Genomic DNA, 16,078 nt, shown 5'->3' with positions numbered 1-16,078 from the left:
CTGGTAAAGTTCGGGCTAAAATTCGGGTCGCCGCTTCCTGAGCGGGCGAAGAAAACCTCTAAGCGCTCAGCTCGAAGGTTTCGTTGTACGCGGAGGCGAGCTTCAGCGGATCGTGCACATCCGGCCGGGTGCTCGAACGCAGGTGCGCCCACACGACCTTCGCACCCATCGAGGCGGCCTCGCGCTCGAGTCCCGCGCGGTGGTCGGCCTGCATGTCGGCGTCGGCAATCACGGCGTCCAGGTGCAGCTTGGACGCGTACTGGCGCAGAAGCTCCAGGTGGGTTGCCGGGGTAAACCCCACGGTCTCCTTGTCGTCGGAGAGGTTCATGACCACGCATCGGCGCGCCTCCGTGCGAATAATCGCCTCGCGCTGGGCGTCCAGCAGCAGGTGCGGCAGAACCGAGGTGCGCCACGAGCCGGGGCCGAGCACAATCCAGTCGGATTCCTCAATAGCGGAGAGCGCCTCCGGGCAGGGACGCGCGTGCTCCGGGGACAGGCCAATATCGTGTACGCGCTCCTCCTTGGAGAGGTTCACCTGCCCCACGACCTTGACCCGCTCGATTCCGCCACCGGAGTGCTCGCGCAACACGGTACCGTAAATCACCATGGGGTCCAGGGCCATGGGGAGCACGCGGCCGCGGGCGTTCAGCAGGGCGCCCGCCCAGTCCAGGCCGGCCACCGGGTCGTCCAGCAGCTGCCAGAGCGTCGCGATGAGCAGGTTGCCGAGTGCGTGATAGTCCAGGGGGAACTCCCCCTCGTAGCCTTCGGGCGCGGCGAAACGGTGCTGCATGACGTCGCGCCAGGTGCGGCCCCAATCGGTGTCGTCGCAGAGCGCCGAGAGCGCCATGCGCAAATCTCCGGGAGGAAGAATACCCATCTCCTCACGCAGGCGACCCGAGGAGCCGCCGTCGTCCGCCACGGTTACCACGGCCGTCAGGTCGGGGGTCACGTGGCGCAGAGCCGAAAGGGATCCGTACAAGCCGTGCCCGCCGCCCATGGCCGTCACCTTCGGTGAACGGTGCGTGGTCTTCAGCAGACGCAGAGCCTGGGTCGGGAGCGCGGGTAGGCGGGGAATCCCCTGAGTGTCATAACTGGTTGAATGAGTGTTCATAGTCTGTATCTCACATACCCGGAAGCGGCCGGCCCTCCGCTCGGGGTGCGAAGGGCGACCGGTAGCTGATTATGGGTTGCCGGTCAGTACTGCGGGGCTATTCGCGGCCCTTGTCGCGGTGCTGCACGTTCACGTTGACATCGGGGAAGGCGGAGAGGCGGCGGGCCAGCTCCTCGGTCACGGCCACCGAGCGGTGCTTACCACCGGTGCAACCAATCGCGATGGTGGCGTAGTACTTACCCTCGCGGCGGTAGCCCTCCAGCACGGGACGCAGGGCGGCCAGGTAGTTGCTGATGAACTCCTCGGTGCCGGCGTGCTCCAGCACGTAGTCGCGCACGGGGGCGTCCTGGCCGGTCAGCGGGCGCAGTTCGGGTACCCAGTGCGGGTTCGGAATAAAGCGCATGTCGGCCATGTAGTTGGCGTCCGAAGGCGCACCGTACTTGAAGCCGAAGCTCATGACGGTCAGGTTCAGCTTCTTGTCCGCACCCTCGGCGAACATCTCGCGCACGGTGCGGGCCAGCTCGTGAACGTTCATGCCGGTCGTATCAATCGTGCGGTCCGAGGCCAGGCGCAGGCCCTCGAAGAGGGTGCGCTCGGCGCGGATGCCGTCGAGCACGCGGCCCTCACCCTGCAGCGGGTGCGGGCGGCGCTGAGCCTCGTAACGGGCGATGATGGTCTCGTCCTTGGCATCCAGGAAGAGCATGGAGAAGTCAATATCGGACTTGCGCAACGTCTCGATGGCGGCCGGCAAATCAGAGAACAGCGCGCGGGCGCGCACGTCAATACCGAGAGCCACCTTCGGCACGCGAGCGCCGTCGCGGGTCACCAGCTCGGCCAGGGACCCGAGCATCTGCGGGGGGATGTTATCGATAACGTACCAGCCCTCGTCCTCGAGCACGTTAGCGACGGTGCTACGGCCCGCACCGGAGATACCGGTAATCACCAGAATCTGCGGGCGCTCATCGCTCTGGACGGAATGTGCGGCGGCATGGTGCTGATTGTCTGCCATGGTGTCTCTTCCCCTTTGACGCGAACTACTCTATAAGCCATGATACAAGACCTTGATTAGACGGTCCGGGCCCGTGCTCACATATTTCAGGACATGACAAAAAAGAGTCGCCCCTCCCCCATCTCCCCCGAGCGTTAACGCGAAACGACCCGCCGCAAAGAATGCGACGGGTCGAATGTTCCGCTCGTGAAAAGCGCCGTAAAAATGTTATGAAAACGTTGTGAAGAGCGCTACGAATCTGCTGCGGATGCGTCTGCCGCGGGAACGGCCGCGGGCTAGGAGCAGTCCGGGCCGAAAAAGCCGCTCACGTACTCCAGCAGGCGCACCGAAACGTCCTTCTTCGAGCCGATCAGCACCGGCTCCTCATCGGTCAGCGCAGAGAGCAGGGTAATCGTGTTCTCGTCCGTGCCGAAGCCCAGGTTCACGCCCACCGTGTTCACGGCCAGGAAGTCGGCGCCCTTGCGCTGCATCTTCTCGCGGCCCAGCTCCAGCGGGGTCTTTTCTGCCGAGCCGGTCTCCGCGGCGAAACCCACAATAATCTGCGGGCCCATGCAGGTCTGACCGGCCTCCCGAGCCTGAGCGCGACGCACCACAACCTCACGCAGGATATCGGGGTTGCGCACCAGGTTGATGACCGGCGCATCCTCGGAATCGGCGCTCTTCTTAATCTTGAACTCGGCGAACTCGGCGGGCCTGAAATCGGCCACCGCCGCGGACATCACCAGAACGTCCGCGGATGCGCTCGCCTCCAGGACGACCTCGCGCAGCTCCAGGGCGCGCTCAACTCGGGTCACCCGCACACCCTCGGGGGCGGGCACCTCGATGTTCGCGGCGATCAGGTGCACGTGCGCGCCCAGGTCGCGGGCCGCCTCGGCCAGGGCCACGCCCTGCTTGCCGGTCGAGCGGTTACCCAGGTAGCGCACGGGGTCGAGGGGCTCGCGGGTGCCGCCGGCGGTAATCACCACGGTACGGCCGGCCAGCGGACCGGATGCGGCGGGCACCTCCCGGGCCGCGCCCTCGACGGCCTCGGGGCCGCCATGACCGTCGATGCTCACCGACCCCAGGGTCGCCAGGCGTGCGGCGGCCGCGCGCTCCTGCTCCGTATCGGCGTACAGGGGTTGGGTCGGGGCGTAGCCGGGCGTGTACACCGGGTGCGTGGAACGCTTCGGGTACCGCGCGATGACCTCCTGCGCCAGGCGGAAGATGTCCTCGGGTTCGGGCATACGGCCGGGGCCGGAGTCCGGGCCCGTCAGACGGCCAATCGCCGGCTCAATCACGTGGTAGCCCCGCGAACGCAGGGTCTGCACGTTCGCGCGGGTCGCCGGGTTCTCCCACATCTGCGTGTGCATGGCCGGGGCCAGAATCACGGGCGCGTGCGTGGTCAGCACGGTCGCCGACAGCAAATCATCCGCGCGGCCGGCAGCCAGGCGGGCCAGCAGGTCAGCGGTGGCCGGGGCAATCACCACGGCGTCGGCCTGCTCGGCCTGGCGCACGTGGTTCACCTCGGGCACGCGCTCGAACACGTCGGTCGAAACGGGGTTGCCGCTCAGCGCCTCCAGGGTGGGCACCCCCACGAACTTGGTCGCGTTCGGGGTGGGCATGGCGATAACCTCGTCACCATTCTTCGCAAAAAGGCGAAGGAGCATCGCCGCCTTGTACGCGGCGATGCCCCCTCCCATACCAACGATAATGCGCATGGTACGTCAGATAATCCTTAAACTAGCCGGTCGGCTCGTTACTCGGCGTGGTCGTCGAGGATGACCTCTTCAATCGCGATGACCTCGTCGCTACCGGCGGGAATGTACTCTTCCTCGATAGCGTCGGGGTACTCGGTGACGCTGAAGTCAATCAGAGCGTTCGGCTCTTCAGCGATCGGGTAACCGTCCTCGTTGAACTTGGTGCCGGGCTTGTGCTCAGCCTCAACGCGGTCGGTAATGATTTCGCGCATAGCAACCGACAGAGACTTCTCAGTCGAGTCAGCGTCGACCAGCGGGCCGATGTGAGGGTTCTTGGAATCCTGCAGGTTAGCGTAGTACGCGTTGATCTGGCGGGCGCGGCGGGCACCGAAAATCACCAGGCCGTACTTGGACTCTGCCTTCTCGATCAGCGAGTCTGCGCTGGGGCGCACGATGCCCTCGGGAGTAACGCCGTCAACGAAGTTGTAGTCCTCGTGTTCCTTGATTTCGTTTGCCACTAAAAACTCCAAAAATCTTGATGGATGTACGTACCGAACGCCCTTCGCGGGGTGCCCACGCTCGGATTCGGGTGGGCGCGGGAAGGGCTCGGTCAAAACTAAAGAACTATTCTACCCTCTCGGCGGCTAAAAAGCACGTACCGGATGGTGGAGAAGACGCAAAGGGGCGGGTCACGCTATTTTTGCGTGACCCGCCCCTCACGGCGGGAGACCTACGCGGCGCCAATCAGCTCGGCAATTTCCCGAGCCGCACGCTCCACGCTGTCGTTCACCACCGTCACGTCAAATTCCTTCTCGGCGGCCAGCTCAACCTTCGCGGTTTCCAGACGGCGAGCCTGCTCCTGCTCGCTCTCGGTACCGCGGCCCTTCAGACGCGACACCAGCTCATCCCAGCTCGGCGGGGCCAGGAAAATCAGGCGAGCGTCAGGCATGGTCTCACGAATCTGGCGAGCGCCCTGCAGGTCAATCTCCAGAATCACCGGGTGACCGGCGTCCAGAGCCTCCTGCACCTTAGCGCGCGGGGTGCCGTACTTGTTCTTTCCGTGCACCACCGCGTACTCCAGCATCTGGCCGTCGGCAATCATCTGATCAAACTCGTCCATAGAGACAAAGTAGTAGTGAACGCCGTCGACCTCACCGGGGCGAGGATCGCGAGTGGTTGCGGACACCGAGAACCACACCTTCGGATAGTTCTCGCGGATGTACTGGCACACCGTACCCTTACCAACGGCGGTGGGGCCGGCCAGAACGGTCAAAGTCGGCTGAGACATAGCTTCCTTCCAGATGCGCCGCCGCACGCGCGGGGCGCAAACACTTTAGGACTGAGAAGATTCAGAAGACTGAGCAGCAGTCCTGCGACGTGCGCGGTTGAGATACCGCGAATTACGGTTGAAGTACTCCACCATCTTGCGACGCTGGTGAACGCCAAGACCGCCCAGACGGCGGGTCGGCGCAATATGAAGTTCTTCAATGATGCGTTCTGCTCGAACGGCACCAATGCCCGGAAGTGCGCGCAGCATCTGCCCCACCGGCATTTTAGCCAGTGCAGGGTCGGAATCGACCATATCGAGAACCTGACGTACGGAAAGCTCACGTTCACTCAGTGCACGCTTAATTTCCTGGCGGTGTGCTCGGGCAAGTACTGCCTTCTCGCGGGCGGAGGCGCGCGCATCCTCGGTTAGCGGAGTCAGCGGCATGGTTGGGTCCCCCATTTCTGCGAGTATTGAATTTTACTTATCAACTAATGTATCACGAATGTCTCGGGAGGCCCCGTTCCATTCGCGGTGCTCCCCACGCACCAACAATGCGTCTACGCACGTCAGCACGTAAATTCCGGAAGCACTCTTCCTAGCATAGCGGAGTCATCGCCCGATCAAAAGCCACGCACGGGCGGGACCGATACTGTTTGGTCACACTGCCGGATGCGCGGCCCCTCCCCCACCTTCGCGGACACAGAAAAGGGCGCGCACCCCGGCCGAGCTCCCGAAGGAACCGACCGGGGTGCGCGCCCCATCTAGGCTTAGCTATACGCTGAGTGCGGACTATGCGCCGCGGGCAGCCAGCAGGTCGTCGCGGGCAGCCTGAGCCGCCTGCGCCAGAGCCTCAACCGACGGGCCAGCAGAGAGCACACCGCGGCTGGAGTTCACCAGCACCTGCGACTCAACACCCGCGAACACGCGGTACAGATCAGCCGCCGAGGCACCCTGCGCGCCGTAACCGGGCGACAGAATCGGGCCGTTGAAGGAGCCCAGGTCAATGCCCAGGTCAACCAGCGCCTGGCCGACGGTCGCACCGACCACCAGGCCGCACGGACCCATCTGCTCCCACTGACGGGACGCGTTCTCGGCTACCGCCGCGGCAATAATGCGCTTGGCCACGGCGCCCTCGGATTCCGAGGCGCCCACGTGCTGCACGCTCTTACCCTCGGGGTTCGAGGTCAGCGCCAGTACGAAGGTTCCGCGGTCGTTCTGGGCGGCCAAATCCAGCGCCGGACGCAGCGACTCAAAACCCAGGTACGGGCTCAGCGTCACCGAATCGGCACCCAGCGGCGAGGAGGAGCCGAGCCACGCATCCGCGTAGGCCTTCATGGTCGAGCCGATGTCGCCGCGCTTCGCGTCAGCCACAATCAGCACGCCGTCGGCGGCGGCGCGGGCGAACAGCGCCTCCAGCACGGCCAGGCCGGCAGAACCGTGACGCTCAAACAGCGCCACCTGCGGCTTCAGCGCGGCCGCGAAGGGTGCGCAACCCTCGTACACGGCCTCGGTGAAGGCGGCCAGGCCCTCGGCGGAATCCTCCAGGCCCCACTGCTCCAGCAAGTTCGGGTGCGGGTCAATGCCCACGCACAGCGGGCCGCGCTCGGCCATCGCCTTCGCCAGGCGGTCACCAAAGGAAGCGGACATTACGCCTCGCCACCCTCGGAAGCCAGGCGAGCGTCCACGGCGGCGGCCAGCTTGACGTCGTGCTCCTGCAGGCTCATGATGTCCCAGCTGTGCTCGCGCAGAGCGGTAATCGCCTGAACGGCGGCGGCGAACTCGGAGATGGTGGTCATCACCGGGCAGCCGACCGACACGGCGGCGGCACGAATCTCGTAGCCGTCGCTACGAGCGGCACCACCGGCGGGGGTGTTCAGAATCAGGTCGATGTCACCGTTGCGGACCATGTCCACGATCGAGTGGTCGCCATTCGCCTCAGCGAACTTCGAAGCCACAATCACCGAGTTCAGGCCGTTACGGCGCAGAATCTCAGCGGTACCACCGGTCGAAACGATCTCAAAGCCCAGCGACTCCAGCATCTTCGCGTAAATAATGACGTTACGCTTATCGTGGTTAGCCACCGAAATGAACACCTTACCGGAGGTGGGCAGCGGCGAACCAGCACCAGCCTGAGCCTTCGCGAACGCGGTGTCATAGTGCTTATCCAGACCCATGACCTCACCGGTCGAACGCATCTCCGGGCTCAGCAGCGAATCCACCACAACACCCTCAGGGGTGCGGAAACGAGCGAACGGCAGAACCGCAGCCTTCACAGCAATCGCGGTCTCCTCCGGCAGGGATGCGCCATCCATGTTCGACGGCAGGTAGCCCTCAGCCTTCAGCTCAGCAATGCTCTTACCCAGACCAATCAGCACAGCAGCCTTAGCCATCTGCACGCCGGTAGCCTTCGACACGAACGGAACAGTACGAGACGCACGCGGGTTCGCCTCAATCACGTACAGGTTCTCAGACACGTACGCGAACTGAATGTTAATCAGACCGCGCACACCGGTGCCGCGAGCAATCTTCTCGGTAGCGTCCTTCACCTTCGCAATGATGTCCGGGCCGAGAGTAATCGGAGGCAGAGTACAAGAAGAGTCACCCGAGTGAATACCGGCTTCCTCAATGTGCTCCATGACGCCACCCAAGTACAGCTCCTCGCCGTCGAACAGGGCGTCAACGTCAATCTCGATAGCGTCCTCAAGGAACTTATCAATCAGAGCAGGCTGCGAAGGCGAAACCTCGGTAGCGTTCTCCAGGTAGCGAGCCAGGTTCGCCTCATCGTAGACGATCTCCATGCCACGGCCGCCCAGCACGTACGAAGGACGAACCAGAACCGGGTAACCAATCTCATCAGCGATGCGCTTAGCACCCTCGAAAGTGAACGCGGTACCGTTCTTGGGCGAAATCAGGCCGCCCTCCTCCAGCACGCGGGAGAACTCGCCGCGGTCCTCGGCCAGGTCAATAGCCTCGGGGGTGGTGCCCAGAATCGGCACGCCCGCATCCTTCAGGGCACGAGCCAGCTTCAGCGGGGTCTGACCGCCCAGCTGAACGAACACGCCCATCAGGCCGCCGGTACGACGCTCCGACTCAACAATCTCAAGCACATCCTCAAGGGTGAGCGGCTCAAAGTACAGGCGAGTCGAAATATCGTAGTCAGTCGAAACGGTCTCGGGGTTGCAGTTGACCATGACGGTCTCGTAACCCAGCGAACGCAGCACCAGCGAAGCGTGCACGCACGAGTAGTCGAACTCGATACCCTGACCGATGCGGTTCGGGCCCGAACCCAGAATCATAATCGAGGGCTTCTCGTGGTGAGCAACCTCATCCTCCAGGTCGTAGGAGGAGTAGTGGTACGGAGTGAACGCCTCAAACTCGGCTGCACAGGTGTCAACAGTCTTGAAGACCGGGCGGATACCCAGAGCGTGGCGAACACCGCGCACGACATCCTCAGAAGAGCCGATAATCTCAGCAATCTGAGCGTCCGAGAAACCGTGACGCTTAGCCAGCTTCAGGGTCTCCGGGTCAAGGTTGTCACGCTTAGCGTGAACCACGCCGGCAACCTCATTCAGCAGCACCAGCTGATCCAGGAACCACGGGTCAATCTTGGTAGCCTCGTGCAGCTGCTCCACGGTAGCGCCAGCCAGCAGAGCCTGCTGAACCTGGTAAATACGCTGAGTGGTCGGAACCTTAGTCTTCTCGATCAGCTCAGCCAGCTCAGCCTCAGACAGGGACAGCGGCTTGAACGAGAAGGACGCACCCTTCTGCTCCAGCGAACGCATCGCCTTCTGCAGAGCCTCAGTGAAGTTACGGCCCAGAGCCATAGCCTCACCAACACTCTTCATGGTGGTGGTCAGAGTCGGGTCAGCAGCCGGGAACTTCTCAAACGCGAAGCGCGGAACCTTCACAACCACGTAGTCGAGGGTCGGCTCGAAGGACGCCGGGGTCTTCTGGGTGATATCGTTCGGAATCTCATCCAGGGTGTAACCCAGGGACAGCTTGGTCGCAATCTTCGCAATCGGGAAGCCGGTAGCCTTCGACGCGAGCGCCGAGGAACGAGACACACGCGGGTTCATCTCAATGACGATGATGCGACCAGTCTTCGGGTCAATCGCGAACTGGATGTTACAACCACCGGTGTCCACGCCAACCTCACGAATCACGTTGATCGCGATGTCGCGCAGCTTCTGGAACTCACGGTCGGTCAGGGTCAGTGCGGGTGCCACGGTGATGGAGTCACCGGTGTGCACGCCCACGGGGTCGAAGTTTTCGATGGAGCAGACGACCACGACGTTGTCGTTGGTGTCACGCATCATCTCCAGCTCGTATTCCTTCCAGCCGAGGATGGACTCCTCCAGCAGGACCTCGCTGGTCGGCGAGTACTGAATACCGGCACCGGCAATACGGTAGAGGTCTTCCTCGTTGTACGCCATACCCGAGCCGAGACCACCCATGGTGAAGGAGGGGCGGACCACCATCGGGTAGCCCAGCTCCTTAGCGGCTTCCAGCGCCTCCGGCATGGAGTGAACAATCACCGAGCGTGCAGACTCGCCGCCGGCGCGCTCCACCACGCCCTTGAATGCTTCACGGTCCTCACCGAGGTTAATCGCCTCAATGTTCGCGCCGATCAGCTCAACATTGTACTTGGAGAGCACGCCGCGCTCATCCAGGGAGATAGCCGCGTTCAGTGCGGTCTGACCACCCAGGGTCGGCAGGATTGCGTCCGGCTTTTCCTTCTCGATGATCTTCTCAATCACCTCGGGGGTGATGGGTTCAATGTAGGTGGCGTCCGCGAACTCGGGGTCGGTCATGATAGTTGCCGGGTTCGAGTTCACGAGGATGACGCGCACGCCCTCCTCCTTCAGCACGCGCAGCGCCTGAGTGCCGGAGTAGTCGAATTCCGCAGCCTGACCGATGACGATGGGGCCGGAACCGATGACGAGGACGCTATTAAGGTCAGTACGACGAGGCATTTATGCTTCCTTTGCAGTCTTGGTTGCGACCATCAGGTCGATGAAACGGTCAAAGAGGTAGGCGGAATCGTGCGGGCCCGCAGCAGCCTCGGGGTGGTACTGCACGGAGAACGCGGGGATATCCTTACAGGTCAGGCCCTCAACCACGTTGTCGTTCAGACCCACGTGGGAGACCATGACCTGACCGAACTCGGCGTTCGGTGCGGTCACGTAGTCGCCAATCGGCGCGTCCACAGCGAAGCCGTGGTTCTGCGCGGTGATTTCAACCTTGCCGGTGGTCTTGTCCATGACCGGCTGGTTGATGCCGCGGTGACCGAAGGGCAGCTTGTAGGTGCCGAAGCCCAGGGCGCGGCCGAGCAGCTGGTTACCGAAGCAGATGCCGAAGAACGGGGTGCCCTTACGCAGCACGCCCTGCAGCAGCTCAACCTGCTCGTCAGCGGTTGCCGGGTCACCGGGGCCGTTGGAGAAGAACACGCCGTCGGGGTTGTGGGAGTAGATGTCCTCGAGGGTTGCGCTTGCGGGCAGCACGTGCACGCGCACGCCACGCTCAGCGAAACGCTGCGGGGTCATCGACTTGATGCCCAGGTCCAGGGCGACGATGGTTGCGACCGGGGGTGCGAACCAGTTGAACTGGTGCGGCTCAACGGTGTAGGCGGTGTCAACCGAAACGGAGTCAGCGAGCTTACGGCCAGCCATCGGCTCGGAGGCGCGCACCTCCTCCAGCAGTTCAGCTTCGGGGCGTTCTGCGTGCTCACCGGAGAACACGCCCGCACGCATCGAACCGCTCGAACGCAGGCGGCGGGTCAGGGCGCGAGTGTCAATGCCCTGAATACCGACGATGCCCTGCTCGATGAGCTCTTCGTCGAGAGTGCGCTCAGAACGCCAGTTGGATGCCACGCGTGCTGCGTCGCGAACCACGTAGCCGGCAACCCAAATCTTGCGGGACTCAGCGTCGGTGGTGTTCACGCCGGTGTTGCCGATATGGGGAGCGGTCTGAACCACAATCTGACCCGCGTAGGAGGGGTCGGTCAGGGTTTCCTGGTAGCCGGTCATACCGGTCGAGAAAACCGCCTCGCCCAGGGACGCGCCGGTTGCGCCGTAGCCATAGCCGCGGTAGACGGTGCCGTCCTCCAGGACGAGCAGCGCGCGGTCCGTACGCAGGGCGCCGGATCGTGTCATGTCAGTCATGCTCTTCTTCCTTTTCTCTGGTGTTCTCCCCCGCTTCCTGTACGGCCTCTACCGTGCAGGTTCCGGGGTAGTCTATGGTGCCTTCGGCGGGTGTTCGCCTGCCGTGGGGCAAAATCTTGGGGGTGGGTGCGCAGGGATATTACACCGCGATATTGCGCCGGGATATTACACCGGGATTTAGGCTTCCGGTTCTGCCGCCCACTTCTCAGGCGCATCCACAGCGTTCGGGGCGATGCGACGCAGCTCCCGCAGTACCGCCTGCTTATCCTCGGCGTAGCGGGTGCGGAAGCCGGTCTGCACGCGGTGACCGTCCAGGGTCCAACCAATCACGACCAGGCCGTTCTTCTCCACAACCTTGCCCGCCATACCACGGTCGGTGGTGATGACTGCGAGCTTCTTCGCCGGGATCCACAGGTCCTTCGCGCCGTTACGGGTGAAGATGATGCTGTCCGGGTAAATCAGCAGGGTGGACTTGCTCTTGAAGCCGAGCGAATCGAAACCCACGCGGTCCAGCCAGTTACCGAAGATCGTGGTGCTGACGTACTCGCCCTCGAAAGCGGCGTCAGCGGTCATGCCCTCGTAGCGTTCGGGAACTTCCTTGAGGGAGCCGAACATGTTCGCCTGGCGTGCCAGGCGCGAGCGCCATCCGTGCCACATGCCGTAGATGCACAGGGCGACCAGGGCGATGCAGATGACGGCGGTCAGGAACTTTCCCACGAAGGTTCTCTCTTTCGGTTGGGGTCTCGGTCGATGATCTCGGCCTGGGTTGGTGAGGTTGGGGGCGGTGCTCCCGGCGAGGCGGTGGCAGGCGTGAACCTACCACCGCCAGGCACGGTCACCACGTACGTTCGCCTCGCGGGTTTAGCGGCGCGGGGTTGCCAGCTCGCCGTTCAGCACGGTCGGGTGGCCAGCGTAGAAGGTTGCACGGATCGAGCCGGGCACCTCCATGTCGCGGTAGGGGTTGTTCTTACCCTTGGTTGCCTGCTCCTCCGGCTTGATGACGCGGGTTGCCTTCGGGTCGACCAGCACAATGTTTGCCGGTTCGCCTTCGGCAAGCGGGCGGCCCTGCTCGTGGTCCAGGCGACCAATCTTCGCGGGCTCCTCGGAGAGGATGCGCGCCACATCGCGCCAGGTAATCATGCCGGTGTCAACCAGGGTCATCTGGATGATGGACAGTGCCTGCTCCAGGCCGGTCATACCGTTCGCGGCGCACGCCCACTCGCATTCCTTGGTCTCTGCCGGGTGCGGTGCGTGGTCGGTACCGATCACGTCGATGATGCCGTCAGCAACAGCCTGACGCAGCGCCATGACGTCCTCTTCGGTGCGCAGCGGCGGGTTCACCTTGAAAATCGGGTCGTAGGTGCGTGCGGTCTCATCGGTGAGCAGCAGATGGTGCGGGGTTGCCTCCGCGGTCACCTTCACGCCGCGGGACTTAGCCCAGCGCACAACCTCAATGGAGCCCTTGGTGGACAGGTGGCAGATGTGCAGCTTGGAGTCCAGGTGCTCAGCCAGCAGCACGTCGCGGGCAATGATTGCCTCTTCAGCGACGGCGGGCCAACCGGTCAGGCCCAGGTCAGCGGACACCTTACCTTCGTTCATCTGGGCGCCTTCGGTCAGGCGCGGCTCCTGCGCGTGCTGCGCAATAACGCCGTCGAAGGTCTTGACGTATTCGAGGGCGCGGCGCATCACTGCGGGGTCGTACACGCACATGCCGTCGTCAGAGAACACGCGCACGTTCGCGGTGGAGTTCGCCATGCCGCCGATGTCGGAGAGGCGCTCGCCCTTCAGGCCCACGGTTACTGCGCCGATGGGCTGCACGCGGCACCATGCGGATTCCTTGCCGAGGCGGTCAACCTGCTCAACGACTGCGGCGGTGTCTGCCACGGGCATGGAGTTTGCCATGGCGAACACTGCGGTGTAGCCGCCCAGGGCTGCTGCGCGGGTGCCGGTCTCGACGGTTTCGGATGCCTCGTAGCCGGGCTGACGCAGGTGGGTGTGGATGTCGACCAGGCCGGGCAGTGCCACCTGGCCTGCCGCCTCGACGACCTGTGCGTCTGCGGCGTCAATGTTCTCTGCGATGCGGCTAATCACGCCGTCCTCGATGAGGATGTCGGCGACCTTTTCGCCGTAGAGGCTTGCGCCCTTAATCAGGTACTTGCTCATGGTGTTGGTTCCTCTCGTTAGGAAGGTCGTTTAGGATTCGTCGCCGGCGTAGAGCTTGGCGCTGGAGCCGTCGGTCAGAAGCAGGTAGAGCACCGCCATGCGCAGCGCCACGCCGTTGCTGACCTGGCGCAGGACCCAGGAGTTGGTGGCGTCGGCGGCTTCGGTGCAGATTTCCAGGCCGCGGTTCATGGGGCCCGGGTGCAGGATCGCGACCGGCTGCGGCTGTGCCTGCAGGGTTGCGAAGCGTTCGGCGGTCAGGCCCCACAGGTCGGTGTACTCCTCGGCGGAGGGGAAGTACGCGGCGTTCATGCGTTCCTTCTGGATGCGCAGCAGCATGACGGCGTCGGGGTTGGTGGCGATGGCTTCGTCGAAGTCGTGGAAGATTTCCAGGCCGGCTTCTTCAACCCAGGAGGCGGTGTTCAGCGGTAGCAGGGTCGGCGGTGCGACGAAGACGACCTGCGCGCCGAGGGTGGTCAGCAGCCAGAGGTTGGAGCGTGCCACACGCGAGTGCAGGATGTCGCCGACGATGAGCACACGCATGCCGGACAGGTCGGTGCCGCGGGGGCTGTCGAGGCCGTCGCGTTCTGCCTTGTACTGGCGCAGGGATACGGCGTCGAGCAGTGCCTGGGTGGGGTGTGCGTGGGTGCCGTCGCCCGCGTTGAGCACGGGAATGTCGGTCCAGCCTGCTTCGGCGAGGCGCTGCGGTGCGCCGGATGCCGAGTGGCGGATCACGAACGCATCCGCGGCAATCGCCTTGAGGGTCTGCGCGGTGTCCTTGAGCGACTCGCCCTTAGACAGGGAGGAGCCAGATGCGGAGAAGTTGGTGACGGCGGCGCCCAGGCGCTTCTCTGCGGCTTCGAAGGAGAGGCGGGTTCGGGTGGAGTCCTCGAAGAAGAGGTTGACGACGGTCTTGCCGTTGAGCACGTTCAGGGTGCGGTTTTCGGCTTTGACCTGCGCCATGTAGTCGGCGACGTCAAGGATTTCGATGGCTTCTTCGCGGGTTAGTTCGCGGGTGTCGAGCAGATGCTTCATGAGAGCCCTCCCAGCTGGATAATGTCAACTCGGTCTGTTGCGTTGTCGGTTTCAGTCAGTACGACGCGCACGGTTTCGCTGGCGCTGGTGGGCAGGTTTTTGCCCACGTGGTCGGCGCGGATGGGTAGTTGCCGGTGTCCGCGGTCTACGAGGACTGCCAGGCGTACGAGGGCGGGTCGTCCGTGGGCGTTGAGTGCGTCGAGGGCGGCGCGTACGGTGCGGCCGGAGTAGAGGACGTCGTCAACGAGGACTACGGTTTTACCTTCAATGCCGATGCTGGGCATAATGCTCTCCCCTGCGGTATCTGGGGAGGTGGTGCCGCCGGTTCGCTGGTCGTCGCGGTAGGCGGTGATGTCCAGGGCGCCGAGTCGTGTTTCTGCGTTGAAGTTCGGCTCGATGGCTTGGATGCGGGCGGCGAGTCGTACGGCGAGGGGCACGCCGCGGGAGCGGATGCCGATGAGTACGAGGTTTTCTACGCCTTTATTGGTTTCAATAATTTCGTAGGCGATGCGGGTGAGGGCGCGGCGGATTTCGTCCTCGCTGAGGATGGTGCGGCCGACGGTGGTCGCGTCCTCGGAGGCGTTTTGAGGGGTTGCCGAATGGGGGGCTGCGGTTACATTTCGCCCCTGATTCGCGCCGGATGTGGGTACAGTTGACCCAGGCATAGCCGTCTCCTTCCCCGCCTCACGGGACGGATTTAAAGGTTTTGTGCTTCTAGTAGGGTACCACAGTTCACAGGCTACGTTCAGGTTCGGCGAGAGTCCGCTCACGGTGAGGCGGCTGCAGAAATGAAGCGCACACCGAGTCTCTAAATGGACAAAGAATAAAGCAGGGTGTGCACTCCGTGGATATATGTTAGGGTAATGGCATCAACCGATAACATTCCGCTGAATTCCACACGTTGCTGTATGGATAATTCTGCGGTTTACACAACCACACACCAGAAAAGAACCAACAATGATGTTTAACCGTAGTTCTATTGCCGCGCTCTCTGCGGCAATGATGCTCACCCTGTCCGCTTGTTCCGGCGGCACGCAGGTCAGCGCAGAATCGAGCACTTCAACTTCCGCAAGCGCTGAAGCTTCTGCAACTGCCACTCCTTCGCCCACCCCGACGGGTTATGAGCCCGTGCTGATTCGTGCGAACGTTGATTTGGATAACCCGTCGAAGGAAGCAGCAGATGCGACCCTCAAGGCCGCATACGATGCGTTGGAACAGTACCGACGCGTTTGGAATGCATGGATGCATGGGAGCATGGAGCACACGAGCGATGAAGAGCTGCTCCGATACGTGCATAAAAACTTCCTGGAAGACACAAAGGAAGAAGTGGAGAATATTCAAAAGTTCACAGAAGAAAACCACGGTCCTATCAAGGGCGAAATTGCCTTCAATAACATCGATCCAGTCACCTATGGAACCATGAACGACGATGGTTCTGTCTCATACAACACCGGCGCAACCATCACGTTCTGTGAAGACTGGAGCAACGTTCGCTCTGCTGAGGGTAAGAAATTTAAGGACCCGCAGCTAACGCGACGGGTCTTTGTTGTTCGCCGTTCTGAAGATAATGCGTTTGTTGTTATCAAGTCTGAGACCCTTCATGAGGGTTGCGGAGGCGAAGCAGATGCTACGAACGAGGCAACCGCACCCGCTCAA

The 16,078-nt window shown here is 62.9% G+C and carries 14 protein-coding genes; 1 reads left to right on the top strand and 13 read right to left on the bottom strand.

From position 1 onward, the window contains the following. Positions 1-58: 58 nt before the first annotated feature. From yvcK to pyrR, 13 genes are all read right to left on the bottom strand, one after another. The gene (gene yvcK / locus HMPREF2874_RS04885) at positions 59-1,111 is read right to left on the bottom strand and encodes a gluconeogenesis factor YvcK family protein (protein ID WP_049343726.1); all 1,053 of its coding nucleotides are present in this window, start codon (positions 1,109-1,111) and stop codon (positions 59-61) included. Positions 1,112-1,208: 97 nt separating this feature from the next. Beyond that, the gene (rapZ, locus tag HMPREF2874_RS04880; RefSeq protein WP_049334253.1) at positions 1,209-2,120 is read right to left on the bottom strand and encodes an RNase adapter RapZ; all 912 of its coding nucleotides are present in this window, start codon (positions 2,118-2,120) and stop codon (positions 1,209-1,211) included. Between the two features lie 275 nt (positions 2,121-2,395). After that, a complete protein-coding gene (locus HMPREF2874_RS04875) occupies positions 2,396-3,817 on the bottom strand; it encodes a bifunctional phosphopantothenoylcysteine decarboxylase/phosphopantothenate synthase (protein WP_070649136.1) in 1,422 nt (473 codons plus the stop codon). A 38-nt stretch (positions 3,818-3,855) separates the two neighbouring features. Continuing rightward, positions 3,856-4,314, bottom strand: coding sequence for a DNA-directed RNA polymerase subunit omega (gene rpoZ / locus HMPREF2874_RS04870; RefSeq protein WP_049343732.1), 459 nt, complete (start codon positions 4,312-4,314; stop codon positions 3,856-3,858). A gap of 212 nt (positions 4,315-4,526) precedes the next feature. After that, positions 4,527-5,084 carry a guanylate kinase gene (gene gmk, locus HMPREF2874_RS04865; protein WP_049334256.1) on the bottom strand — a complete coding sequence of 186 codons (558 nt, stop codon included), beginning with the start codon at positions 5,082-5,084 and terminating at the stop codon, positions 4,527-4,529. Between the two features lie 45 nt (positions 5,085-5,129). After that, the gene (gene mihF, locus HMPREF2874_RS04860) at positions 5,130-5,510 is read right to left on the bottom strand and encodes an integration host factor, actinobacterial type (RefSeq protein ID WP_049334257.1); all 381 of its coding nucleotides are present in this window, start codon (positions 5,508-5,510) and stop codon (positions 5,130-5,132) included. Positions 5,511-5,855: 345 nt separating this feature from the next. Next, on the bottom strand, positions 5,856-6,713 hold the full coding sequence (gene pyrF / locus HMPREF2874_RS04855) for an orotidine-5'-phosphate decarboxylase (protein ID WP_070649135.1): 858 nt from the start codon (positions 6,711-6,713) through the stop codon (positions 5,856-5,858). Beyond that, the gene (gene carB, locus HMPREF2874_RS04850) at positions 6,713-10,039 is read right to left on the bottom strand and encodes a carbamoyl-phosphate synthase large subunit (protein ID WP_070649134.1); all 3,327 of its coding nucleotides are present in this window, start codon (positions 10,037-10,039) and stop codon (positions 6,713-6,715) included. The genes pyrF and carB overlap by 1 nt, the downstream gene beginning before the upstream one ends. Beyond that, a complete protein-coding gene (gene carA, locus HMPREF2874_RS04845) occupies positions 10,040-11,227 on the bottom strand; it encodes a glutamine-hydrolyzing carbamoyl-phosphate synthase small subunit (protein ID WP_049327218.1) in 1,188 nt (395 codons plus the stop codon). A gap of 177 nt (positions 11,228-11,404) precedes the next feature. Continuing rightward, complete coding sequence (locus HMPREF2874_RS04840) at positions 11,405-11,944, bottom strand: PH-like domain-containing protein (protein ID WP_005508722.1); 540 nt, start codon at positions 11,942-11,944, stop codon at positions 11,405-11,407. Between the two features lie 144 nt (positions 11,945-12,088). Next, positions 12,089-13,390, bottom strand: a complete 1,302-nt coding sequence (locus HMPREF2874_RS04835; protein ID WP_070506251.1) for a dihydroorotase — start codon at positions 13,388-13,390, stop codon at positions 12,089-12,091. Positions 13,391-13,420: 30 nt separating this feature from the next. Further along, complete coding sequence (locus HMPREF2874_RS04830; protein WP_049354673.1) at positions 13,421-14,422, bottom strand: aspartate carbamoyltransferase catalytic subunit; 1,002 nt, start codon at positions 14,420-14,422, stop codon at positions 13,421-13,423. Further along, positions 14,419-15,087: a bifunctional pyr operon transcriptional regulator/uracil phosphoribosyltransferase PyrR gene (pyrR, locus tag HMPREF2874_RS04825; RefSeq protein ID WP_070599989.1), complete on the bottom strand. Its 669-nt coding sequence runs from the start codon at positions 15,085-15,087 to the stop codon at positions 14,419-14,421. The genes HMPREF2874_RS04830 and pyrR overlap by 4 nt, the downstream gene beginning before the upstream one ends. Before the next feature lie 292 nt (positions 15,088-15,379). On the opposite strand from pyrR, the gene HMPREF2874_RS09380 reads away from it, so the two are divergent. Further along, on the top strand, positions 15,380-16,078 hold a 699-nt coding region (locus HMPREF2874_RS09380), incomplete at its 3' end, for a hypothetical protein (protein ID WP_070649133.1).

Source organism: Rothia sp. HMSC068F09, from assembly GCF_001812775.1.
Lineage (GTDB): Bacteria > Actinomycetota > Actinomycetes > Actinomycetales > Micrococcaceae > Rothia > Rothia mucilaginosa_A.
Note: the sequence above shows the minus strand (reverse complement) of the source record. Positions and strands in the feature narration are given on the sequence as shown.